25 protein-coding genes and 1 riboswitch are annotated in these 23673 nt (G+C 39.3%); of the genes, 17 read left to right on the top strand and 8 right to left on the bottom strand.

From position 1 onward, the window contains the following. Positions 1-95 precede the first annotated feature (95 nt). The 3 genes from QQK02_RS05100 to moeA all read right to left on the bottom strand — a co-directional run bounded on the left by QQK02_RS05100 (position 96) and on the right by moeA (position 4006). The gene (locus QQK02_RS05100; protein WP_284206882.1) at positions 96-329 is read right to left on the bottom strand and encodes a hypothetical protein; all 234 of its coding nucleotides are present in this window, start codon (positions 327-329) and stop codon (positions 96-98) included. Between the two features lie 518 nt (positions 330-847). Continuing rightward, on the bottom strand, positions 848-2728 hold the full coding sequence (locus QQK02_RS05105) for a putative bifunctional diguanylate cyclase/phosphodiesterase (protein ID WP_284206884.1): 1881 nt from the start codon (positions 2726-2728) through the stop codon (positions 848-850). Positions 2729-2764: 36 nt separating this feature from the next. After that, positions 2765-4006, bottom strand: coding sequence for a molybdopterin molybdotransferase MoeA (gene moeA / locus QQK02_RS05110; protein ID WP_284206885.1), 1242 nt, complete (start codon positions 4004-4006; stop codon positions 2765-2767). A gap of 97 nt (positions 4007-4103) precedes the next feature. Continuing rightward, positions 4104-4262, top strand: a riboswitch (molybdenum cofactor riboswitch). Between moeA and moaA the strand changes: the two genes are divergently transcribed. The 10 genes from moaA (at position 4249) to QQK02_RS05160 (ending at position 10928) form a co-directional block, all read left to right on the top strand. Beyond that, positions 4249-5220 (top strand): GTP 3',8-cyclase MoaA, encoded by a 972-nt coding sequence (moaA, locus tag QQK02_RS05115; protein WP_284206886.1) that lies wholly within the window; start codon positions 4249-4251, stop codon positions 5218-5220. It overlaps the preceding riboswitch by 14 nt. 14 nt (positions 5221-5234) lie before the next feature. Further along, entirely contained in the window at positions 5235-5858 is a 624-nt protein-coding gene (locus QQK02_RS05120; RefSeq protein WP_284206887.1) for a molybdenum cofactor guanylyltransferase, read from the top strand. A gap of 1 nt (position 5859) precedes the next feature. Next, positions 5860-6396: a molybdenum cofactor biosynthesis protein B gene (moaB, locus tag QQK02_RS05125; RefSeq protein WP_284206888.1), complete on the top strand. Its 537-nt coding sequence runs from the start codon at positions 5860-5862 to the stop codon at positions 6394-6396. Then, the gene (gene moaC / locus QQK02_RS05130) at positions 6396-6896 is read left to right on the top strand and encodes a cyclic pyranopterin monophosphate synthase MoaC (protein ID WP_407705012.1); all 501 of its coding nucleotides are present in this window, start codon (positions 6396-6398) and stop codon (positions 6894-6896) included. The genes moaB and moaC overlap by 1 nt, the downstream gene beginning before the upstream one ends. After that, on the top strand, positions 6893-7153 hold the full coding sequence (gene moaD / locus QQK02_RS05135) for a molybdopterin converting factor subunit 1 (protein WP_284206889.1): 261 nt from the start codon (positions 6893-6895) through the stop codon (positions 7151-7153). Before moaC ends, moaD begins: the two co-directional genes overlap by 4 nt. Positions 7154-7156: 3 nt before the next feature. Beyond that, on the top strand, positions 7157-7600 hold the full coding sequence (moaE, locus tag QQK02_RS05140) for a molybdopterin synthase catalytic subunit MoaE (protein WP_284206890.1): 444 nt from the start codon (positions 7157-7159) through the stop codon (positions 7598-7600). A gap of 4 nt (positions 7601-7604) precedes the next feature. Continuing rightward, the gene (gene modA / locus QQK02_RS05145; protein WP_284206891.1) at positions 7605-8399 is read left to right on the top strand and encodes a molybdate ABC transporter substrate-binding protein; all 795 of its coding nucleotides are present in this window, start codon (positions 7605-7607) and stop codon (positions 8397-8399) included. Then, a complete protein-coding gene (gene modB / locus QQK02_RS05150; RefSeq protein ID WP_284206892.1) occupies positions 8399-9085 on the top strand; it encodes a molybdate ABC transporter permease subunit in 687 nt (228 codons plus the stop codon). Before modA ends, modB begins: the two co-directional genes overlap by 1 nt. A gap of 6 nt (positions 9086-9091) precedes the next feature. Continuing rightward, entirely contained in the window at positions 9092-10159 is a 1068-nt protein-coding gene (gene modC / locus QQK02_RS05155) for a molybdenum ABC transporter ATP-binding protein (RefSeq protein ID WP_284206893.1), read from the top strand. A 10-nt stretch (positions 10160-10169) separates the two neighbouring features. Next, complete coding sequence (locus QQK02_RS05160; RefSeq protein WP_284206894.1) at positions 10170-10928, top strand: HesA/MoeB/ThiF family protein; 759 nt, start codon at positions 10170-10172, stop codon at positions 10926-10928. Positions 10929-10930: 2 nt separating this feature from the next. On the opposite strand, the gene QQK02_RS05165 is transcribed toward QQK02_RS05160, so the two are convergent. Further along, positions 10931-11686 (bottom strand): peptidylprolyl isomerase, encoded by a 756-nt coding sequence (locus QQK02_RS05165; protein WP_284206895.1) that lies wholly within the window; start codon positions 11684-11686, stop codon positions 10931-10933. A gap of 69 nt (positions 11687-11755) precedes the next feature. Then, complete coding sequence (locus QQK02_RS05170) at positions 11756-12337, bottom strand: DUF4202 domain-containing protein (RefSeq protein WP_284206896.1); 582 nt, start codon at positions 12335-12337, stop codon at positions 11756-11758. A 216-nt stretch (positions 12338-12553) separates the two neighbouring features. Here QQK02_RS05170 and QQK02_RS05175 point away from each other — a divergent pair, with 216 nt between their 5' ends. Both QQK02_RS05175 and eno read left to right on the top strand, forming a co-directional pair. Then, positions 12554-14191, top strand: a complete 1638-nt coding sequence (locus tag QQK02_RS05175) for a CTP synthase (protein ID WP_284206897.1) — start codon at positions 12554-12556, stop codon at positions 14189-14191. A 120-nt stretch (positions 14192-14311) separates the two neighbouring features. Next, positions 14312-15610, top strand: coding sequence for a phosphopyruvate hydratase (gene eno, locus QQK02_RS05180; RefSeq protein ID WP_284206898.1), 1299 nt, complete (start codon positions 14312-14314; stop codon positions 15608-15610). 603 nt (positions 15611-16213) lie between these two features. Here eno and QQK02_RS05185 read toward each other — a convergent pair. Next, positions 16214-17863 (bottom strand): electron transfer flavoprotein-ubiquinone oxidoreductase, encoded by a 1650-nt coding sequence (locus QQK02_RS05185; protein WP_284206900.1) that lies wholly within the window; start codon positions 17861-17863, stop codon positions 16214-16216. A 297-nt stretch (positions 17864-18160) separates the two neighbouring features. Here QQK02_RS05185 and QQK02_RS05190 point away from each other — a divergent pair, with 297 nt between their 5' ends. The 4 genes from QQK02_RS05190 to QQK02_RS05205 all read left to right on the top strand — a co-directional run bounded on the left by QQK02_RS05190 (position 18161) and on the right by QQK02_RS05205 (position 21102). Beyond that, on the top strand, positions 18161-18913 hold the full coding sequence (locus QQK02_RS05190) for an electron transfer flavoprotein subunit beta/FixA family protein (protein ID WP_284206915.1): 753 nt from the start codon (positions 18161-18163) through the stop codon (positions 18911-18913). Further along, positions 18913-19839, top strand: a complete 927-nt coding sequence (locus tag QQK02_RS05195; protein WP_284206902.1) for an electron transfer flavoprotein subunit alpha/FixB family protein — start codon at positions 18913-18915, stop codon at positions 19837-19839. Before QQK02_RS05190 ends, QQK02_RS05195 begins: the two co-directional genes overlap by 1 nt. 131 nt (positions 19840-19970) lie before the next feature. Continuing rightward, the gene (locus tag QQK02_RS05200; RefSeq protein WP_284206903.1) at positions 19971-20291 is read left to right on the top strand and encodes a translation initiation factor; all 321 of its coding nucleotides are present in this window, start codon (positions 19971-19973) and stop codon (positions 20289-20291) included. Position 20292: 1 nt separating this feature from the next. Further along, entirely contained in the window at positions 20293-21102 is an 810-nt protein-coding gene (locus tag QQK02_RS05205; RefSeq protein ID WP_284206904.1) for a response regulator, read from the top strand. A 151-nt stretch (positions 21103-21253) separates the two neighbouring features. On the opposite strand, the gene QQK02_RS05210 is transcribed toward QQK02_RS05205, so the two are convergent. Continuing rightward, entirely contained in the window at positions 21254-21682 is a 429-nt protein-coding gene (locus tag QQK02_RS05210; protein WP_284206905.1) for an HIT domain-containing protein, read from the bottom strand. Between the two features lie 2 nt (positions 21683-21684). Then, the gene (ylqF, locus tag QQK02_RS05215) at positions 21685-22620 is read right to left on the bottom strand and encodes a ribosome biogenesis GTPase YlqF (protein ID WP_284206906.1); all 936 of its coding nucleotides are present in this window, start codon (positions 22618-22620) and stop codon (positions 21685-21687) included. Between the two features lie 207 nt (positions 22621-22827). Here ylqF and QQK02_RS05220 point away from each other — a divergent pair, with 207 nt between their 5' ends. Then, complete coding sequence (locus tag QQK02_RS05220; protein WP_284206907.1) at positions 22828-23223, top strand: ExbD/TolR family protein; 396 nt, start codon at positions 22828-22830, stop codon at positions 23221-23223. The last annotated feature ends 450 nt before the right edge of the window (positions 23224-23673 follow it).

Raw genomic sequence — 23673 nt, forward strand, 5'->3', positions numbered from 1 at the left:
ATATAAATGTTTGATAGGAAGGTTTGAAAATATGAAGCGCCTAACTTTTGCGCTTGCTAGGTAACTTGTTAACTCACTGATTAGATCCCTCTAATTTAAACTCCCGTTAACTGCGCCTCAAAGTGCCCTGACTCAATAAGGTCATTAACTTGTGCTCTTGCAGATGGTGAAAGATTTGGATACTCAATTTCAAGATAATCAATAACTTCTTCAGGTGACCACGATCCAAGCGACGTAACGAAGTCATAAAAATCATTTTGAATTTCTCGTAACGATTGGTAATTCTGCTTAGTTAAAATCACTTCTTTCTCAGTAATGACTAAATGCACCTAAATTCCCTTGTTTTTTAAAGCCATTATCACTAGCTGACTATCATTGTGAAGTGTGGCGATGACTGTCCTATCAAATAATTAGCTTATTATATCGTTATATATACGTAACTCGTTTTACTTAGTTTGATAGCTTCACTATGTATGGGCGACAAAATTAAATATATTAATAGAGATAACCAGCAAAAGAATATAGCAAAAAATACCTAAAAAACCTTTTCTACAGCAAAAGTTCTACATGATTTTTTATATGAACTGCAGGAAATAACCAAATAAAAAATCACTGGGAGCACCAGCAAAAACATATAGTTCAAACAATTAAATCCATAGCACCATGAGCTGTTGTTCACTTTGAACCAAAGGAGGCATAAATGCCTCGTTTAAAGGCAAAGCTTAAAAATAGGCATTCGTCGTTAGTGTACTATTTAACAACATAAAGTTACCGCCGTTTATTGCTCATATCAACATTTAACACTTAACTTTATTGAGCAATGTAAAAACATTAAAGGGTCAATCAGCTATTGATAGGCCCTTTCTAAGTAGATATCTAACTCACTAGGTGACATTGGCTCACCTAATAAAAAGCCTTGGCCAAAAGAACAAGATTTCTTTCTCAAGGTTTCAATAAACTCATCGTTTTCAATCCCTTTTGCGATGACTTCGATAGACAAATGAGCGGCAAAAGCTAATAAACCATCTAACAATTTTTGTTGGTAACGATTATCTTCCATGTCTTTTAGTAATTGACGATCTAATTTTATTTGGTCAATACCAAGTTCGTATAGCTCCACCAAGTTAGAATGACCTAAACCATAATCATCAATACAAAATTTCACACCAAGTTTGCGCATAGACTTTATCTGGCGTTCTACTTGGTTATACTTGCTAATTAAGGCAGATTCTTTTATTTCTAAGGTGAGCGCTTCAGGTGGCAAATTGGCTTGGGTAAGGGATTCGAGAACAATAGTTTCAAGCTGATTGTCACGCAATTGATGATTAGAAATATTCACTGAAACAGACAAATTGCCATAACCACTTTTTCGCCAAACAGCACACTGAAGACAAGCTTCTTTGAGCACACGTTTGCCAATTTCGTAAATCATGCCGTTGTCTTCAGCAAGTGGAATAAAAACCTCAGGTGAAATCCATAATTCCACGCCATTGTTCCACCTTACCAAGGCTTCATTTGCCACTACTTTGTCACGCTTCAGATCAATAACTGGCTGAAAATTTAAGTTGAGTGATTTTTTAAAAATGGTTTCTCGTAACTGCTCAATTAACTTGCTTTTCAGTGCGAGTTCTTGGTTAAGCTCTTCATCAAAGAAGCTACAAGCATTTCTACCTAACGCTTTAGACTTGTACATAGCTAAGTCAGCTTTTTTAGTCAAATCATGAAAGTCTTCACCGTCATTTGGCGATAGTGCAACACCAATAGATGCTGAAATATCGATACGATGAGATGATATATAAAAAGGTAAGTTGACGGTTTCGAGGATTTTATTAGCGATATCGCCAACCGCACTTTGGTGATTATTAGCCTCAATAATCACGACAAACTCATCACCGCCTATGCGGCACACAGAATCACGTTTACGCACAACGTCACTAATTCGCTGCGCAACCTCTTTTAATAAAGCATCACCAATATCATGACCTAAATTGTCATTAACCGGTTTAAAATGATCTAAGTCGATAAATAACAAACCTACGACTTCACCACTTCTGGTCACATGGGCAAGCGACTGTTGAAAGCGATCTTCCGCTAAATATCTGTTTGGTAAGCCAGTTAACGCATCATGATGTGCTATTAATTCAATTTCTTTATGGCTTTTGCTTGCCTGTTGGCTCTCGTAGGTTAGCCTATTCGTTTGTTTTTTTAATTCGTTAACAAGCTGTTTGATAGCAAAACCAATCACTAACAATATAACGATGATATCGGCAACAACACTCCAGTTAATTGGCGCGATATTGCGAGGATATCCCATCTCAATATCGTAATAACCAAGACCAATAACAAAGCAAACTAAATATAAAAGTATGCAATAGAACAAACGAGAAGAGCCAACAATAGCGGCAAAAACAACTAAGCCTGGCAAACCGATAACGGCGCTATCACGTAAGCCATTATTAACCGACATTAATGCAGTTAATACAAAGGCACAATTAACCAATAAAATGGCTGAAGATAGGGTGAACTTCTTTAAATATAGGCAGGTTAAGCTCACAAAATTAATGACAAACGCAGCAAGTAATATAGGAGTTTCTAAGACATCAACGCCAGCAACATAATTACTTGCGATCACCATCATGATCACAAACTGCGCTAGCCAAATGAATTGCTGTAACCGTTTATAGCGTCCCGCTAATACTGATGAAGATAGTTCTGATTCATCTTTCATATCGTGTCCAATACTCTATGTTTTAATTATTATTTGCTAGCCACCGAGCAAGGCATCAAACGGCTCGATTATGACCGTTTGTCCTGCTGTGATACTCCCCTGCTCTTTATCTAAGATAATAAAACAATTTGCTTTGCCGATACTGGACAAGACACCTGAGCCCTGCACGCCTGTAGACATAACACTGATTTCACCTTGCTCATTGATAGAATAAACTCCACGTTGAAAATCCATTCTTCCTGGTGCTTTTCTAATATCCGTTAGCGTTTGAGCACTAAATCTCATTCTTTTTATCGGATTAGCGCCGGCAATTGCGTTGATGCCATGCAAGGCAATTTGATAAAAAGTTACAGCCGCTGATACGGGGTTGCCTGGTAAACCAAAAAAGATGGAACTAGGCAGTAAACCAAACGCAAGCGGTTTACCTGGTTTCATGGCTATTTTCCAAAAGCCCACTTTTCCCAAATCATCTAGTACAAGTTTTGTATAATCGGCATCGCCCACCGATACACCGCCGCTTGATATCACCAAATCTGCTCTGCTATCTGCATCAATAAATGTTTGTTTTATTAGCTCAAAATCGTCGGCGATAATACCATAATCAATAACGTCAGCATTAATTTTCGCCAACATATGCTTAAGAAAGTAGCCATTTGACTCATAAATATCGCCTGTAGACAACGATTCAGTCACGGTTTTCAGCTCATCACCGGTAGCAATTAACGCAACCTTAATTTTTCGTTTTACTTCGATTTCACCAATACCAACAGATGCAAATAAGGCAATATCGATAGCTGATATACGCTTACCTTTTTCAAGGATAACTTGCCCAGGCTGGATATCTTCACCACGGCGGCGAATGTTTTGCCCCTGTTTAATGGTTTTTTCAATACGAATATTATCGCCATCAACAAGACAATGTTCTTGCATTACAACACTGTCGCAACTGTTAGGAACAACCCCACCAGTCATGATTCTTACACACTCATTTTCACGACAAACGCCTTCAAAAGGTTTGCCTGCCATAGCTCTACCAATAAGTTTAAGTGGTTTATCTGCATTGAACTTTTCAACATTCAATGCATAACCGTCCATGGCTGAATTGTCATGAGGGGGCACCGCGACAGGGCTTACCACATCGACACTTAATACGCGATCTAAGGCATTATCGATCGCAACTAGTTCAGTTTCTTGAATAACCTCAACATTTTTTAATATGTTGTTAATAGCCTCTTCAACACTTAAAAATTGCTGCAGGGAAAAACAATCGTTACTCATGGCTAACTCTTTGAAAGAAATAATTATCTATCTTACGGAAAACTTGTTGAGGATCAAAGCGGTCAAGTTGAGTTATCTCAATAAATACCCTAGTATTAGTTTATGAATTCGCCGAGCCTTAACAGCTACGTTACGCAATATTGATACGCTGTTATCGCCGTAGTTAATAGTTATGATAATCATAACTTGCTACCAGGGTTACACTGGAAACGGTTTAGCCTCCCGACATTTGGAAAGGTGACATGTTAACAGATGACTTTGGCCGCAGGTTTTATTACCTTCGGTTGTCCATTACCGATGTTTGCAACTTCCGTTGTGAATACTGCTTACCTGATGGTTATCAGTGTGACACTGATCGTCAATTCCTATCTTTACCTGAAATAAAGCGCACGGTTAATGCATTTTCTCTTATGGGTACTGAGAAAGTCCGCATTACAGGTGGCGAGCCTTCACTGAGAAAAGATTTACCTGAAATTATCGAATGTGTTTCTCAAACGCCAAAGATAAAAACTGTCGCCTTAACAACCAATGGTTTCAAATTAACCTCACAATACCAGCAATGGTTAGATGCCGGCCTAACGGCATTAAACATCAGTATGGACAGTTTAATTCCAGAGCAGTTTAATTTAATCACCGGCTCAAATAAGCTGGGTGAAATATTAAAAGGTATTGATTTATGCCTTGCCGATGGGCGTGCTAAAGTCAAAGTAAATGCGGTCTTACTTAAGCAATACCATAAAAAGCAACTCGACTATTTCTTTGATTGGGTAAAAGAAACACCAGTTTCTGTAAGATTTATCGAACTGATGGAAACAGGCGACAACAAAGCATATTTTGAAAAACAACATGTCAGCGGTACAACGATACAAAATCAATTATTTGAGCGTGGTTGGGTCCCCGTGATTCGAGATAAGAGTGCTGGCCCTGCGATAGAATATTGCCACCCTGAATACCAAGGAAGTATTGGTTTAATCATGCCTTATAGCAAAGACTTTTGTTCTTCATGCAATCGATTACGTATCAGCTCACTCGGTAAGTTACATTTATGCTTATTTGCCGAACATGGGTTGTCTTTGCGAGAATATTTACAACAAGATGATCCACAAGAATTAGTTCAAGCAGTATCAACCCTTATCCATGATAAAAAAGCAACGCACTTTTTACATGATAGGTTAACGGGTGCGACGTCTCATTTATCAATGTTAGGCGGTTAATTAGGATGATTGATATGCAAGCGTGTTTAGGTGTCGTGTTGGCGGGTGGATTATCCAGTAGAATGGGACAAAATAAAGCGAATTTAACACCGTTAAACTCTAATCAAACAATGCTGGAATATAGCAAAGCGCAATTACATGCTGCAGGTGTTAGCCAGGTTGTCGAAAGTCTTAATTTTAAAGACAGCGAAAATAGTGGCGCGCAAATTGTTGATCAATTCCCAAACCTAGGACCTTTAGGCGGTATAGCAACCGTATTTGAGCGCAAAACGAAAGTTAACGGTTATCTATTTTTACCGGTTGATTTGCCTTTATTAACAGATACCTTCCTCCAAAAATTAATAAAACATGGTGAGTTGACTCAGCAAGCATGTTATTTCTCTGAGCACTTTTTACCTCTTTATTTACCACGCAATGCCTATACGGAAATATTTTTCAACAAACTTTCTTTAGACAAAGGACAAGTTCGCGAAGATAGCTTAAAAAAAGATCAAGGATTGTCTATAAAAGCAATGCTTAAACAAGTACCCCACCAGGAAATAAGTTTACCCCCTAGTGATTCGCATCAGCTATTTAATTGCAATACGCCCACACAGTGGCAGCAAGCACAACAACAATTTAAATCACGAGTAAGTTAACATGAGCAAAACGCCAACGCCTTTTCAAGCCTTAAACGTTGCCGTACTAACGGTTTCTGATACACGTACTGAAGAGACAGACACTTCAGGACAAACATTGGTAGACCGCGCCCTTGAATCTGGGCACAACATTACAGCCAAGCACATTGTAAAAGATGATATTTATCAATTACGCGCCATCGTTTCTCAATGGATTGCAGATAATGATATTGATGTAATTGTCTCTACAGGTGGCACTGGCTTTACCGATAGAGATAACACACCTGAAGCATTGACGGTGTTATTTGATAAACAAGTAGAAGGCTTTGGCGAAACATTTCGACACGTGTCATTAGGTGAGATTGGCACGTCAACCATTCAATCAAGAGCATTTGCCGGCATGGCAAATCACACGGTGATATTCTGTGTTCCTGGCTCAACCAATGCTTGCAAAACAGCGTGGGATAAAATTATAAAAGAACAAATCGATGCGTCACATCGCCCATGTAATTTTGTCCCCCATTTAAACCTTGCAGAAAAATGCCAATCGAGAGGCTAATGATGTCTGAGCAACTCACCCATTTAAATGATAAAGGCCAAGCCAATATGGTTGATGTTACAGATAAAACGGTAACATCACGTCAAGCTCGCGCTATTGGTTATATTGAAATGTCTGCAAACGCATTAGCGTTAATTAAGCAAGGTGAACATAAAAAAGGTGACGTTTTCGCCGTTGCTCGTATTGCCGGTATTCAAGCAGCTAAAAAATGCAGTGACTTAATTCCTTTGTGCCACCCTTTAATGCTAACCAAGGTTAATGTCGACTTTTCAATTAATGAAACAGAAAGCCGTGTGTATGTTGAAACGCTTTGCAAATTATCAGGACAAACAGGTGTTGAAATGGAGGCGTTGACAGCGTGTTCCGTTGCCTGCTTAACGCTCTATGATATGTGTAAAGCCGTTGATAAACACATGCGAATTGGCGGTATTGAAGTTTTAGCAAAATCTGGCGGTAAATCGGGTGATTGGCAAAAAGCAAGCAATGAGGCAGTGACATGAGTAATGAGATCAACGTGAAATTTTTTGCTGCATTGCGCGAAACATTAAATTGTGATGGCTTGTCAATTCCACATAATGAGTCTATTACTACAATAGCTGATGTGAAACAGGTACTCATTGCTAACAAACCTGACTGGCAAGCACCATTAGCGTCAAACAGTCTATTGATGGCAGTTAACCATGAAATGGTGCAAAGTGATCATTTGGTAAAAGCTGGTGATGAAGTGGCATTTTTTCCGCCGGTTACTGGGGGCTAGTCGATGATCAAAGTTCAACAACAAGACTTTGATCAAGCACACGAATATCAAACGCTGCTTAATAATACAGACGCAGATGGTGCCATAGTGACGTTCGTGGGTAAAGTGCGTAATCATAATTTGGGTCAAAATGTAAAAGGTTTGCACCTTGAGCATTACCCTGAAATGACGCAAAAAGCATTAATGGATATTGTCCAACAAGCTAAAACTCGATGGAATTTAGGCAATGTCACTGTCATTCATCGAATAGGAGATTTACTCATAGGTGAGCAAATTGTATTTATTGGTGTTACCTCTGCACATCGAAAAAATGCGTTCGAAGCCTGTGAGTTTATTATTGATTATCTAAAAGTCTCTGCCCCTTTTTGGAAAAAAGAGTTAACGGATAATGGTGAGAAATGGCTTGAAGCAAGGAAAAGTGACGAGCAACAAGTAACAAAATGGTAAACGCATGGATGCAAAAAAAATGCTAGGCTTTAGTGCCTCATTAAAACAATTATGCTGGCCAAGCTTAGCTTGCTTAGTGTTCAGTGTTATTTCTTTTCAGAGTATTGGACAGACAAATACATTAAGGATCGCTGTCGCGTCTAGCTTTACTCCCGTATTAGAGAAAGTAGCCCCAGCTTTTAGTGACAAACATCAGGTCAAGCTAGAATTCATATCAGCATCTTCCGGCACGTTATTTCAGCAAATTATGTATGGTGCGCCATTTGATTTATTTTTAAGCGCTGATAGCAAGCGACCAGAAACGTTAGTCAACAACCAACGTGTCATTAGCAATAGTTTATATACTTATACGCAAGGGCAATTGGCATTATTTAGTCAAGAGCTAAAGCCATTAAATCAAGGTTTATTGGAAAACTACGTTGGTAAATTTGCCATAGCAAACCCCAAAACTGCTCCTTATGGTACTGCCGCAAAGCAAGTGATTAGCAAGCTCAACTTAACAGACAAATTACCCTTAATAACGGGGCAAAATGTTGCTCAAACCTATCAACAACTGCAATCGGGCAGTGTTGCTTTAGGTATTGTCTCACTAGGCCAACTAACGCTTAATAGTCAGTCAGGTTGGTTGATCCCTCAACGCTATTACGCGCCGATACTGCAGAAAATGGTGATACCAAAGCAATCACGCAATGTGCAACTATCTCGTGAGTTTCAGCAGTATATATTGTCACAAGAAGTACAAAATCAGTTTAGCCATTGGGGATTTAAGCCAATAGTAAATGACAGGGAGCGCAGCTAATGGACCACCCAGATATTTCAGCCCTTTGGCTAACCCTAAAACTCGCAGCGATAACCACGTTAATCTTACTGATTATTTGCACGCCTATTGCATGGTGGTTGGCCAACCTAAAGTCTAGAGCGAAATTCTTGATTGAAGCGGTAATCACGCTCCCTTTAGTGCTACCGCCTACGGTTATAGGCTTTTATTTACTGATAGCCTTTGCGCCTAACGGTAATCTAGGACAAACTTGGCAATCACTTACCGGCCACCAACTCGCTTTTAGCTTTTCAGCAATTGTAATTGGCTCGTTGTTTTACTCGTTACCCTTTGTTGTTCAGCCTTTACAACGTGCATTTGAGCAATTAGGGACGGAATTATTGGAAGCTGGTGCAATGCTCAATGCCAGTAAATTAGATCAGTTTTTTACGATTGTCCTGCCGCTGACGAAACCAAGTTTCATTACCGCAGCGACACTTGGCTTTGCCCATACCATTGGCGAATTTGGCATTGTATTAATGATAGGTGGCAATATACCTGGCGAAACCCGCGTATTATCGTTAGCGCTTTTTGATCATGTCGAAGCCTTTGAGTATCAGCAAGCTCATACCTTAGCGTTAAGCTTGTTATTCGGCTGTTTTGCATTATTGAGCTTTGTTGGTTTTATAAACCGAAAACCAACGCAACAAGCTGTCGGTGTGAGGTAAATAGTGATGCTAACAATTGATATCTCATGCCAACTCACTGACTTCAACTTAACCATCAACACAATAATAAATAGCAATGCGATTACCGGAATTTATGGTCGTTCTGGTGCAGGGAAAACAAGCCTATTGCGGGCAATCGCCGGCTTTCACCAAACGACAAAGGGCTGCATTCTATTTGATGATAAACCATGGCTACAATCTTCAGGAAATATATTAATCAGTCCTGAGAATCGCCCTGTCTCAATGGTTTTTCAAGAGGCCCGTTTATTTCCTCATTTAAGTATCTCTCAGAATTTACGATATGCGCAGAAACGATGTAAAAATTCGAAAATTCATTATAGTAACCTAGTTGAAACGATGGGCATCAAGCCCCTTCTTGCTAAAGATATCAATACGTTGTCTGGCGGAGAGAAGCAACGTATAGCCTTAGCAAGAGCTATACTGGCAGAGCCTAAACTATTGCTATTAGATGAGCCACTCAGTGCATTAGATACCGGCAGTAGGAAACAATTTATCGGCCTACTTAGAGAAATACACAAAATCTATAAAATCTCTATGCTATTTATTTCTCACCAAATTGCTGAAATTGAGCAACTTACCGATGAAATGATGGTTATTGAACATGGGAAAATGACACATTTTGGTAAAACTGCTGATGTGATTTATGCCTTAAGTGATTTAGGGGATATCAAGGAGCAAACGAGTTTAGATTTACTTATTAATAAATCACTGCCTGATTTTGGTATTACTGAGCTGCTGTTATTTAATGACCAAAAGCTTTATCTACCAAGTCACTATATAGCGGAACACCAAAAAACACGGGTTCGCTGCAATGTCATGTCAACTGACATTAGTATTAGTGTGACACCCCCTTCTTCAACGTCTTTAATGAATGTCATTCCTGTTGTTATCAATAAAATCGTTAAGCTACATAACAAAGCTAAACTGCAAGTGAGTTATCAACACCAACGATTTTTCGTTACGATTTCCCTCTATTCTTTATTAAGTTTAGAGCTTGATATCCAGCAACAGGTCTATATTCAATTTAAAGCTAGCGCGTTAAAAACAATTTGATGGAGTTTCTGTGTTAAGCACTCAAGAGCAATTGAAGTATCAACGTCAAATAATGCTGGCCAAAGTTGGTGAGCAGGGGCAATTGGCGTTACGAAACGCCAAGGTGTTAGTGGTTGGCTTAGGCGGTTTAGGAAACCCTGTAGCCATGTATTTGTCTGCAGCGGGTGTGGGTGAGCTATTTTTAGCTGACGGCGATATTGTTGATGAAAGTAACCTGCAACGCCAAATATTATTTACGCCTAACGATGTTGGTAGCAATAAAGCAGACATAGTAGCACAGCGATTAACGGCACAAAATCCTGATGTAGATATCGAAATTATTGATGAAATGCTCGATGAAGAAACAGCAGATTATTATTGCTCGCTCGTAGACGTCGTTATTGACTGTACCGACAATATTGATAGTAGATTCATTTTAAACAAGTGCTGTTTTAACCAAAATAAAACCCTGATTTCTGGTGCTGCTACAGGCTTTGATGGTCAGTGCTTTATATTAAACCGGCAAAGTGATGAACCGACACCGCAAAGTTGTTATCAATGTATGATCCCGTCAAAAGAGCATGCGCCTGCATTAAATTGTCAAACAGTAGGTATTGTTGGTCCGGTGCTCGGTATCATTGGCTCTATACAAGCCTTGATGTGTATTAAAGTGATTATTGGGATAAAGGTGCCAACTCATCAACTCTTGGTTTTCGATGGTCTATTTCAGCAGTGGCAAGAATTTAAAGTAACGGCAAACAAGCAATGCCCTGTTTGCCGCGCAAGTTAATGCTATTTTCTAAATAAACGCATTAAACCGAGTAAACCGATAAGCATCAATGGCATTGAACCACCTGAACTCGAATCGTCACCACCCGGATCTGGCGTTGGCGTTATCGGTTCAAAGATATTTGGTACTTTGTCGACTGAATCTTCAGTGTCTGTTGAGCTATCAGACACAGTAATAGAAATAATTTTGACAAGATTTGCATCTGTTGGCGTTACGTTAGATGTGCAATCGCTATCAGAGAAGTCAACCATAGGTACATCACCACAAGTCTCTAATTGATTAATTTGCTCAACTACGTTCATACCAGAAACAACTTGACCAAAAACGGTAAAACCTTCGTTTTGTAAGTCTAAGTTTGCGCTATTATTACCTACATTGAAAAACCATTGACTGGTCGCACTATCAGGGTCACCAGCAACTTTCGCCATAGCAATCGTGCCTTCAATATTTGACCATTCAGGCTCGTTGTCTACCGTACCATTCACATCAATAGGTTGTAATGTTTCACCATCAAAAGTGAAGCCACCACCTTGCACAACAAAATCCTCTACACTGCGGTGAATCACAGTATCAACATAGCTTTGCTCATTAACATACGTTAAAAAGTTAGCGACTGTTTTTGGCGTTGATTGATCAAACAGGTTTACTTGAATAGTACCTTGAGTGGTTTCGATGTCGACTACAGTAGCAAAACTTGCTGGTACAAAAGATAAACCAGCGGCAATCCCTACTGCTTTTATAAGAGATTTGTTTGTCATGATATTTTCTATTTATGTGAAGGATATTTATTACGCCACTTGAGCAAGTCAAGCAACGTAACCTTAAATTTAGCTTAATGCTTGGGCGACTAACTTGCCAAGGTGCGGAGGCAATGTCAATGACAAGGCTATATCTTTTGCTTGGTCCGACATTTTTTTCCATGTTTTTTGCACAATAGAGATGATTTTTTCATCGCTATGCTTTTCAGCAAATGGACCGAAGTAATGCATAAGAAAAACGAGACATGCAACGTCTTCTAGTGTTTGCGCATCAGGGTTTGATTTCAATCGTTCCTTTTTAAGCATACTTGCCGTTTGATTTGCTTCCTGCTCACTATAACCTTTACTTAACATCAATTCGTGGGCTGTTTCAGCATGAAATACGCCTAAAGCAGTTCGCCACGCATAATAACCTGCTTTTCCCATAGGGTATTCTTGACGCGCAATATGCCAGCGCTTTACATGTTGAGCTCGCACTGCAATTTGTAACAGCTCATTAGCGCCAGGCCAATAAGTAAGTAAGCATTCACTCATACGTTGACCATATAAAAATTCTTTAGGTTGAGCTATACCTTCAACAATTTCTTGATTTTGGTCTTGGCGATTAATTTCATCAATTTCGTCGAGTACTGATTGAAGTTTTGAGGTCATGATTCTACTACGCATATATTGATTAAAAGTTAGATGAACTAGTGTAACCTCGTACTATATAAATTCTAGCGAAAAATTTAACGAATAATACGATAAGGTAACTTGTTGTTATGGGCATGTTTACGTATAATGTCGCCCCGTCTTGCTATACTTGATTTTTAATTCTAAATATCGAGTTTGGCTACATTTTCAAATTTCCTGACATCTGGGTTTAACATGACGACAAAATATATATTTGTAACGGGCGGTGTTGTTTCGTCTCTTGGTAAAGGTATTGCCGCAGCTTCACTTGCCGCAATTTTAGAAGCACGTGGTTTAAAAGTTACCATGTTGAAGCTTGACCCATACATTAACGTTGATCCAGGTACAATGAGCCCAATTCAGCACGGTGAAGTATTTGTGACTGAAGACGGTGCAGAAACAGACTTAGATTTAGGTCACTACGAGCGTTTTATCCGCACCAAAATGACCAAGCGCAACAACTTTACAACAGGTCGTATTTACCAAGATATTTTAGCGCGTGAGCGTAAAGGTGAGTTCTTAGGTGCAACGATTCAAGTTATTCCTCATATAACCAACGACATTAAACGTCGTGTAATTGAAGGTGCAGAAGGTTACGATGTTGCAATGGTTGAAGTTGGTGGCACGGTCGGTGACATTGAATCACAACCATTCTTAGAAGCCATTCGTCAATTAGGTGTTGAATTAGGTCGCGAACGCGCCATGTTCATGCATTTAACGCTTGTCCCATATTTAGCAGCTTCTGGTGAAATTAAAACAAAACCAACCCAGCACTCTGTAAAAGAGTTGCGTTCAATTGGTATTTTCCCTGACATTTTAGTGTGTCGTAGTGAAGGTCCTATTCCTGCAAATGAGCGTGCGAAGATCGCGTTATTCTGTAACGTTGAAGAAAAAGCTGTTGTATCAATGCGCGATGTAGATTCAATCTATAAAATTCCAGCGCTACTAAAATCACAAAACACTGATGAAATCGTTGTCAAACGCTTTGGTCTAGATGTTCCTGAAGCAAATTTATCAGAGTGGGAGCAAGTGCTTTATCACGAAGCAAACCCTGTTGGTGAAGTCACTATTGGCATGGTAGGTAAATACATTGAACTACCAGATGCTTACAAATCTGTAAACGAAGCTTTAAAGCATGCTGGTTTAAAGAACCAAGTGACAGTAAATATAAAATATGTTGATTCACAAACCGTTGAATCAAAAGGTGATGAAGTATTAGAAGGCTTAGACGCTATTCTAGTTCCTGGCGGTTTTGGTGAGCGTGGTGTTGAAGGTAAAATTGCCGCAGCAAAGTATGCCCGCGAAAACAAAGTACCATACTTAGGCATTTGTTTAGGTATGCAAGTAGCATTAATTGAATATGCTCGCAACGTCGCTGGTTTAGAGGGTGCACATTCAACTGAATTTGATCCTGAAACTCCATACCCTGTTGTTGGTTTAATCAATGAATGGTTAGACGAAGAAGGTCAAGTTGAATACCGTAACGAAGATTCTGACTTAGGCGGAACGATGCGTTTAGGTTCACAATTGTGCCACTTGGTGAAAGGTACCAAGGCATGTGACGTATATGGTAGTGAAACAATTTATGAAAGACACCGTCACCGTTATGAGGTAAATAATACCTTAAGAGAAAAATTATCGAACGCTGGTTTAATTTTCTCTGGCTTGTCTTCAGATAAGAAATTGGTTGAGGTGATTGAAAATCCAGATCACCCATGGTTTATTGCTGGGCAATTCCATCCTGAGTTTAATTCAACTCCTCGCGATGGTCACCCACTGTTTGAAAGCTTTGTTGCGGCATCATTTGAATACCAAAAGCAAGTTTTAAACTAATTAAAAACCGTAGCCAAGCTACGGTTTTTTTATATGATTTTTACAACAATCCAAGCACGCTATTGTGCTTTAGTTAAATTTATTAAGCCCACGCAAGGGCGACGTGTATGAGGAAAAACAATGTCAAAAATTGCTAAGATCATTGCTCGTGAAGTAATGGACTCTCGTGGTAACCCAACTATTGAAGCAGACGTTTACCTTGAATCTGGCGCTTGGGGCAGAGCTGCGGCTCCATCAGGTGCTTCTACAGGTTCACGTGAAGCATTAGAATTACGTGATGGTGACATAGCACGTTACTTAGGTAAAGGTGTATTAAAAGCTGTTGCAGCGGCTAACAATGACATTGCATCTGCACTTATCGGTCAAGATGCTTTAGACCAAGCTAATGTTGATAAGATTATGATCGACTTAGACGGCACAGAAAATAAAGAAAACTTTGGTGCTAACGCTATTTTAGCCGTTTCTTTAGCGAACGCTAAAGCAGCAGCTATGGCAAAAGGTGTTCAATTGTTTGAGCATATTGCTGATTTAAACGGTACGTCAGGCCAATACTCTTTACCATTGCCAATGATGAACATCATCAATGGTGGTGAACATGCAGACAACAACGTTGATATTCAAGAATTCATGGTTCAGCCTGTTGGCGCTTCAAGCTTTAAAGAAGCATTACGCATGGGCGCTGAAATCTTCCATGCATTGAAAAAAGTGCTTTCGTCAAAAGGTATGAATACAGCCGTAGGCGATGAAGGTGGTTTTGCACCAAACTTAGAATCAAACGCTGATGCACTTGCTGTAATTAAAGAAGCAACTGAAGCGGCAGGTTACGAGTTAGGTAAAGATGTAACATTAGCACTAGACTGTGCAGCATCTGAGTTCTACAACAAAGAAAAAGGTATTTACGACCTATCAGGTGAAGGTAAGCAATACACTGCTAATGAATTCTCTGATTTCTTAGCTTCTTTATGTGCTCAATACCCTATCATTTCAATTGAAGATGGTTTAGATGAATCAGACTGGGATGGCTTCAAATACCAAACAGATTTAATTGGCGATAAAGTACAAATTGTTGGTGACGATCTATTCGTAACAAACACGAAAATTTTAACGCGTGGTATTGAGCAAGGTATTGGTAACTCTATCTTAATCAAGTTTAACCAAATCGGTTCTTTAACAGAAACATTAGCTGCGATTAAAATGGCAAAAGACGCTGGTTTTACAGCAGTTATTTCTCATCGCAGTGGTGAAACTGAAGATGCAACAATTGCTGATTTAGCAGTAGGTACAGCAGCGGGTCAAATTAAGACTGGTTCACTATGTCGCTCTGATCGTGTTTCTAAGTACAACCAATTATTGCGTATCGAAGAGTTCTTAGGCGACAAAGCTGTATTTAACGGTCGTTCTGAAGTTAAAGGTCAATAACAGATCTTAGCTATAAAAATACCGCACACGTTGCGGTATTTTTTTGCCTGATATTCTACACAAAAAGACAATGAAAACTTTAAGCATTTATCAAGCTTTACGCCTAAATACTTTCTAGTTCTGTGATTATCTCACTTCATATTGTCGGGGTGCCGACTTCACCCAAAAGGGAATAACCGCCTGTTTCCCTCTTGGAACTCCCTCGGCGTCCAACGCAATAGAAGACAATAATTTTAAACTTGTGCTTTTTTACTGTTCCTGATGAATAGGCATCCCTGCCTTAGCATCAGTATTCTGCTTCCTGCCTCAAACAGTTAAAAGCTTACAAGCTAAAAATTATTCTATTGCAATGGCACGGATGTGTAATTCGAGGCTCACTGTATTTTCGTAACAGCCCAGTTCAAGCCTAGTTTGATGATAACCACCTACGATATTAGGTAGTTTAGGGCAGTAAACAAAAAGCCCGTAATCGATGATTACGGGCTTTTTTAATTGCTCTAGCTTGAGGACGGGTTAATAAGTTAAATTACCTACATTGAACGAACAAGCTTACTACCTTAGTCTTTCTAGCAAGTAATTTATTAATCCGTTCTCAAGTTACAACTACATATTAGGGTAGTTTGGACCACCAGCACCTTCTGGCGTTACCCAAGTGATGTTTTGACTTGGATCTTTAATATCACAGGTCTTACAGTGAATACAGTTTTGCGAGTTAATGACAAACTTATCGCCTTCTTCCGTCGCTTGAATCTCATATACACCAGCAGGACAATAACGTTGTGCAGGCTCTGCATATTTTTCCAAGTTAACCGTCATAGGAATCATCGCGTCTGCTAATTGTAAATGGCAACGCTGATCTTCCTCATGATTGGTATTTGATAAAAATACTGAAGATAATCGATCAAAGCTTAATACGCCATCAGGTTTGGCATACTGAATAGTAGGAGCATCACCTGCAAGCTTTAACTGCTCATGATCTAACGATTCGTCTTTAAAGTTAAACGGTAATTTACCACCAAAGAAGTTTTGATCAACTGTGTTGTATGCTCCACCAAAGAAAGTACCAAACTTATGCATTGCTGGACCAAAGTTGCGTGTATTGTATAACTCATCGTATAACCAAGATGCTTTAAAGTTTTCTTCGTAGCTTGTTAAATCTTTGCCACCTTCATCACCAGACACAAGCGCATCAACGATTGTTTCGGCAGCTAACATACCCGTTTTGATAGCAGTATGGTTACCTTTGATCTTCGCGAAATTAATTGTACCGGCATCACAACCAATTAATAACCCACCAGGCATTGATTGTTTCGGTAATGAGTTAAAACCACCTTTTGCAAGCGCTCTAGCGCCGTAAGAGACACGTTTAGCACCTTTTAGGTACTGACTAATGGTTGGGTGATGTTTGTATCGCTGAAACTCTTCAAACGGGCTTAGGTGAGGATTTGAGTAATTCAAATCGATAATCATACCTACAAACACTTGATTGTTTTCTGCGTGATACAAATAACCACCGCCACCAGTTTTACTGTCTAATGGCCAACCAGCAGTATGTACAACTAAGCCTTCTTGATGTAACTCAGGATCAATATCCCAAATTTCTTTAAAACCCAGGCCGTAATGTTGTGGTGATTTACCTTCGTCTAGGTTGAACTTACTAATAAGCTCTTTTCCTAAGTGACCACGACAACCTTCAGCAAAAACTGTGTATTTAGCACGAAGTTCCATACCTGGCATATATGAGTCTTTTTCGTTGCCATTTTCGTCAACGCCCATATCACCGGTTAAAATCCCCGCTACAGAACCATCTTCTTGGTAAATAACTTCTTGTGCAGCAAAACCAGGGAAGATCTCAACACCCATTTCTTCAGCTTGCTCAGCTAACCAACGACAAATATTCCCCATAGAAACAATGTAGTTTCCTTCATTGTGCATGGTTTTAGGTACAGCAAAGCCGGGTAACTTAACTGATTTATCTTCGCCATTTAAGAAGTAAATATCATCGCCTTTCACTTCAGTGTTTAACGGCGCCCCCTTTTCTTTCCAATCAGGGAATAATTCATTTAGTGAGCGTGGTTCAAAAACGGCACCTGACAGAATATGTGCGCCTACTTCCGAGCCCTTTTCAACGACACAAACCATTAATTCTTGGTCTTTTTCTTGCGCTAATTGCATTAAACGACAAGCTGTAGCCAAGCCTGATGGACCTGCTCCAACGATGACGACATCAAACTCCATCGATTCGCGTTCCATATTTCACCTCTTTTTATAATAAGTATATTTGTTAAATTCAAACACTCGTTTGAATTTAAAACACTTGTTTGATAGTATCAAGTTATTATAAATAATTTATGGATAAATTCTATCCTGTAAATAACTATTTACTTGATATCAGTTAATTGATAGTAAATGTCATCAGGTTTATCTTCGTTAACATTGACCTGACGACAAAGTATAGATAGGCTCACATGCCATAAAATAATAACTAGCCAGAAACCATTCTGGTAAGTATTCCAACACAGTTTTATACAGAAACAAGTAGAGGCGATGATGAAAGTATTAGTCCCGATAAAACGTGTGATTGACTATAACGTCAAAGTACGCGTTAAACCTGATAACTCAGACGTTGATTTAACCAACGTTAAAATGGCAATTAACCCATTTTGTGAAATCGCAGTAGAAGAAGCTGTTCGCTTAAAAGAAGCCGGCACAGCAACTGAAATCGTTGCAGTATCAATTGGTGACAAAAAGTGTCAAGAACAGTTGAGAACGGCGCTAGCACTTGGCGCAGACCGAGCAATTCAAATTGAAACTGAAGAAACATTAGATTCTTTGAATATTGCTAAACTATTGCAAAAAATTGTTGATGAAGAACAACCTGGTTTAGTTATTTTAGGTAAACAATCTATCGACAGTGACAATAACCAAACAGGTCAAATGCTTGCAGCGCTAACTGGTATGGCTCAAGGTACATTTGCTTCTGAAGTTAAAGTAGATGGCGATAAAGTCAACGTTACTCGTGAAGTTGACGGTGGTTTGCAAACAGTTGCACTGAACCTTCCAGCTATCGTAACAACTGACCTTCGTTTAAACGAACCTCGTTACGCTAAATTACCAGATATTATGAAAGCTAAGCGTAAGCCTTTAGATGTTAAAGCAGCGGGCGATTTTGGTATTGATTTATCACCACGCGCTACCTTGTTAAAAGTAGCTCCTCCAGCAGAGCGCAGTGCTGGTGTTGTTGTTGAAAGCGTTGATGAATTAGTAGAAAAGTTAAAGAATGAAGCGAAGGTGATTTCATAATGGCTATTTTAGTTTACGTAGAGCACGATAACAGCGAATTAAAAGCTGATACATTGAAAACAGTTGCTGCTGCACAAGCAATTGGCGGCGATATTGATTTATTAGTAGCGGGTCACAACTGTCAAGCAGTTGTCGATGCTGCGGCTACTGTAAGCGGTGTTAATAAGGTATTAGTTGCTGACAATGCAGCGTATGAACACCAATTAGCAGAAAACGTTAGTGCATTAGTTTTAGAGCTTGCTGGCGACTATGAGCATATTTTATCGACCGCATTAAGCGTTGGTAAAAACTTTATGCCACGTGTTGCTGCGTTATTAGACGTTGCTCAAGTATCGGATATCATTGGTGTTGAATCAGCAGATACCTTTGTACGCCCTATCTACGCAGGTAATGCAATTGCGACAGTACAAAGTTTAGATACCAAGAAAGTCATTACGGTTCGTGCGACTGCATTTGACGCAGTAGCAACAGACGGTAGCGCAGAAGTCGTTGCTTTATCAAATGCAACAGACGCTGGTATTTCAGCACATGTAAGTGATGAGTTAACAGAATCAGAGCGTCCAGACCTCGGTGCTGCATCAGTTGTAATCTCTGGTGGTCGTGGTATGCAAAACGGTGATAACTTTAAGTTACTTGAAGGTATTGCTGACAAATTAGGCGCTGCAATTGGTGCATCACGAGCAGCTGTTGACGCTGGCTTTGTACCTAATGATATGCAAGTTGGCCAAACAGGTAAAATCGTAGCACCTGACCTATACATTGCGGTAGGTATCAGTGGTGCTATTCAACATTTAGCCGGCATGAAAGACTCAAAGATTATTGTTGCAATCAACAAAGATCCTGAAGCCCCTATTTTCCAAGTTGCTGATTACGGTTTAGTGGCCGATTTATTCGACACATTACCTGAATTAGAAAGCAAACTATAAAAGATTATAGCTTTCAAAAGCCACCGACAACGGTGGCTTTTTTATATCCTATACTTAAGTATCACAGCGCAACATTGACATTGTTAAAGAAATCCATCAAGGTGCGCAAAAAAATTCAACGGGTAGCGATCATGCAGCACGATAATAACCTCGTCTATTCAACCGAATCAGGCCGAATAAAAGAAGAAAAAAGTCAAACGGTTACACCAAGTGATGGTTTTGCAAAAGTACGTAGAGAAACTAAAGGCCGCAAAGGAAAAGGTGTTATGACCATTTCCGGCTTGGGCTTAGATGCTAAAGGTTTAAAAGATCTCGCAAGCAAACTAAAGAAAACGTGTGGTTGTGGCGGTAGCGTTGTTGGCGAAACAATTGAGATTCAAGGTGACAAACGCGATCAAATAAAAGCGGTTCTTGAAAAGAATGGTTTCAACGTAAAGTTTATTGGTGGTTAATATGGTGTCTGCAGTAGAAAGTGTATCTTTATCAGACCTATCTATCTTATTGATAGAGCCATCTGATACCCAAAGAAAAATAATTGTAAAACAGCTAAAAGCACAAGGCATTGTTGATTTAGCCGAAGCAACAACTAAGGCTCAAGCCCTAGAGATAATGAATACTCATCCTCGCGATCTAATCGCAAGTTCAATGTATTTTGAAGATGGCAGCGCGATTGAGTTACTCAATGAAATCCGAAATCATAATGCATTATCTGATACGCCATTTATGCTTGTCAGTAGCGAAATAAAGCGAGAAAGCTTAGAAGCTTATAAACAAGCCGGTGTGGTCGCAATTTTGCCAAAACCATTTGAGTCAATGCATTTAAAAGCCGCGCTAAAGAATACGGTTGATAATCTAAATGTAGAAGAAATGGAACTAGCGCTTTTCGACGTGCATGACATTCGAGTGTTGCTAGTTGATGATAGTAATTTAGCTAGAAAACATATAAAGCGCGTTCTAAATAACCTAGGCCTAATTAAAGTTACTGAAGCAGCAGACGGACAGGAAGCTATTAATATTTTAGCGCAAGAGATGTTTGATTTAGTTGTCACCGATTACAACATGCCTGAAGTTGATGGACGAGAATTAGCTAAGTTTATTCGCAACGACTCACAACAGTCTCATCTGCCGATACTCATGGTAACCAGTGAAAGCAATGACACCCATTTAGCTAACATCGCGCAAGATGGCGTAGACGCTCTTTGCGATAAGCCGTTTGAAACCCAATATGTTAAAAAGCTATTGTTTCAATTATTAGAGCATTAAGCGATAAGGGTCGTGCTACAAGCAGCTTGAAGGACAAATAAGTACGAATAGTTGTTAACCAATTATCAGCACTATTTAGTCAAGTTGAAAACCATAAAAAATGCCAAAACATTTTCATGTTTTGGCGTTTTTTCAAATTACGTTAACATAGCTAATCGATGATAGTATCAATAACAGATAACAACTGTGCTTTAATATCAGTAATTTTTTCCGAAGAGTAGGAGACACATGAGCTTCTTCCCCATACAGGATGGGGCCAGTCAATATCACCTTCAAAACGAACGATATGATGAACGTGTAATTGCGGGCACATATTTCCTAATGCAGCCACATTCATTTTTTTTCCTTTAAACAATTGCATCATCACTTCACATAACATGCTTGATTCGTTTAACAGTTGTTGCTGATCTTGCCAGTCCAATTGATAAACATCATTCACATCAGCTACCCGTGGGACCAAAATACACCAAGGATGATTGGCATTATTCATTAACATGAGGTTAGATAATGGCAACTCTTTTATAAGTACAGTATCAGCTGCCAGCATTTCGTGTAATTCAAATGATGTTTGCGTTGTCATGATTATTTCCTTTTATTCTTACGACCGCGACCACGCGCTTTTTTACGTGCTTCGCGCTCTGCAATTTTACTCGCTTCCAGCTCTTCGAAATGAACTATTTCTCGCTCAATCATTTCTGGCGTTTCAAAAGAAATAGCACCTAAGGTTTTGTCACGGATTTCGTTAATTAAGATCTCTGACGCCTTATGTAAATCTACAACACCACCACTGCGCACACAGCCTCGTTGTCGGCCTATTTCTTCAATTAGTTCTACTTCTGTGGCAGGAACTCTTTCTAGCTTATATCTATCTTGCAATCTGCTAGGATAAGCTTCTAACAAATAGTCTGCGGCAAACCACGCAATGTCTTCATGATCAAAGGCGGTATCTTTAACTGCACTAGTAATCGCTAAGCGGTAGCCACTATTTTCATTCACTATCTTAGGCCACAACATACCAGGTGTATCATACAAATAAAGCCCTTCTTCTAGGCGAATACGTTGCTGCCCTTTCGTAACAGCGGGCTCGTTACCAACTTTAGCCTTGGCTTTACCTACTAAAGTATTTATTAGGGTAGACTTACCAACATTAGGAATCCCCATAATAACGGCATTAATCTGTTTTCCTGCTTCATCTTTATGAGGAACTAAGCTACGAATAATCGAAGGGATTGTTTTCGCGACACTTGGGTTATCCGTAGTTAACGCAATCGCTTGAACATTATGCTGACTTTTTAAATACGCTAACCATTTTTTAGTAAGCGCATCATCTGCTAAGTCAGATTTATTCAATATTTTGATTAACGGTTTATCGCCCCTAATTTCAGTGATCATTGGATTTTCACTACTGAACGGTAGCCTTGCGTCACAGACCTCTATAACCACATCGATTTGTGGCAGAATTTCTTTAATTTCTTTTTGGGCTTTATGCATGTGCCCTGGGAACCAGTTTATCGCCATAAAATACTTTTCACCTTAAGGTAGTTAATGAAATTTTATCAATAAACTAAAAGAATGTCTGACAAAGTTTATAGCTAAAAAATATTTAAATTAATGCTTAAATACTAAGGCAACTATATGCTATATTTGACCGATGTAAAAACTTCTCATATAGTTAGACGCCTTATACGAATAATTTCGTTTAACTTAAAAATATAGGAACGAGAAATGTCGAGAAAAAATCGAGTTCATGACGTCGAAGAATCAGACGTAGATATGACGCCAATGCTTGATATTGTATTTATCTTGCTTATTTTCTTCATTGTAACGACTTCATTCGTTAAAGAAGAAGGCTTAATGATCAGCAAGCCTGAAAAGAATAATCAACCTTCAAACCCAACACCAACTATTGTAGTTAAGATTTCAGATCAAGGTTTAATTAACTTTAATGGTAAAATGGTTGATATCGAGCGTTTACCAGCACGTATTGAAAACTTCTTAGCGAAGAATGAAACGAGCACTGCAGTTGTTATCCCTGGTGATAGCACACAGTACGAACATGTTGTAAAAGTAATTGACCAAATTAAAACATTTAGTCAGTTAACAATTGCGATCGGTAAGTAGTTACCGTATTAAAATTAGAAAAGCCCGGCTAAGTCGGGTTTTTTATGCCTACAGAATTCTCACATCACTTCAACATCCTATTAAGCTCTACAGGAGCATACAGAGAACTTACCTACGTTAGGTTGTTTATGGTAACGCCTACCCACTAACAATGAATACCGTTCTCCTAAGAACGCTCACGCTTATAGATATCGTCTTGCTAATATACTGTAAGGTAGTCTCTAAAACTAAATAAAAATCGCATGAGACACGCTATTCTTTAACGCACTGCATAGGTTGCAAACATTAAACGCGGATTGCGGCCTAACAGTCTGGGGCTGAGTCATACCGACGAAGGTCAGTATATCAACACATAACCGAATCAAAAGAGATTGCGGCCTGCGCCACAATGACTGGCAGAGACTGAGTCATATCGACGAAGGACTTTATCCTTTGGTCATACTGACGAAA

Source organism: Thalassotalea eurytherma, assembly GCF_030161415.1.
GTDB classification, from domain to species: domain Bacteria; phylum Pseudomonadota; class Gammaproteobacteria; order Enterobacterales; family Alteromonadaceae; genus Thalassotalea_G; species Thalassotalea_G eurytherma.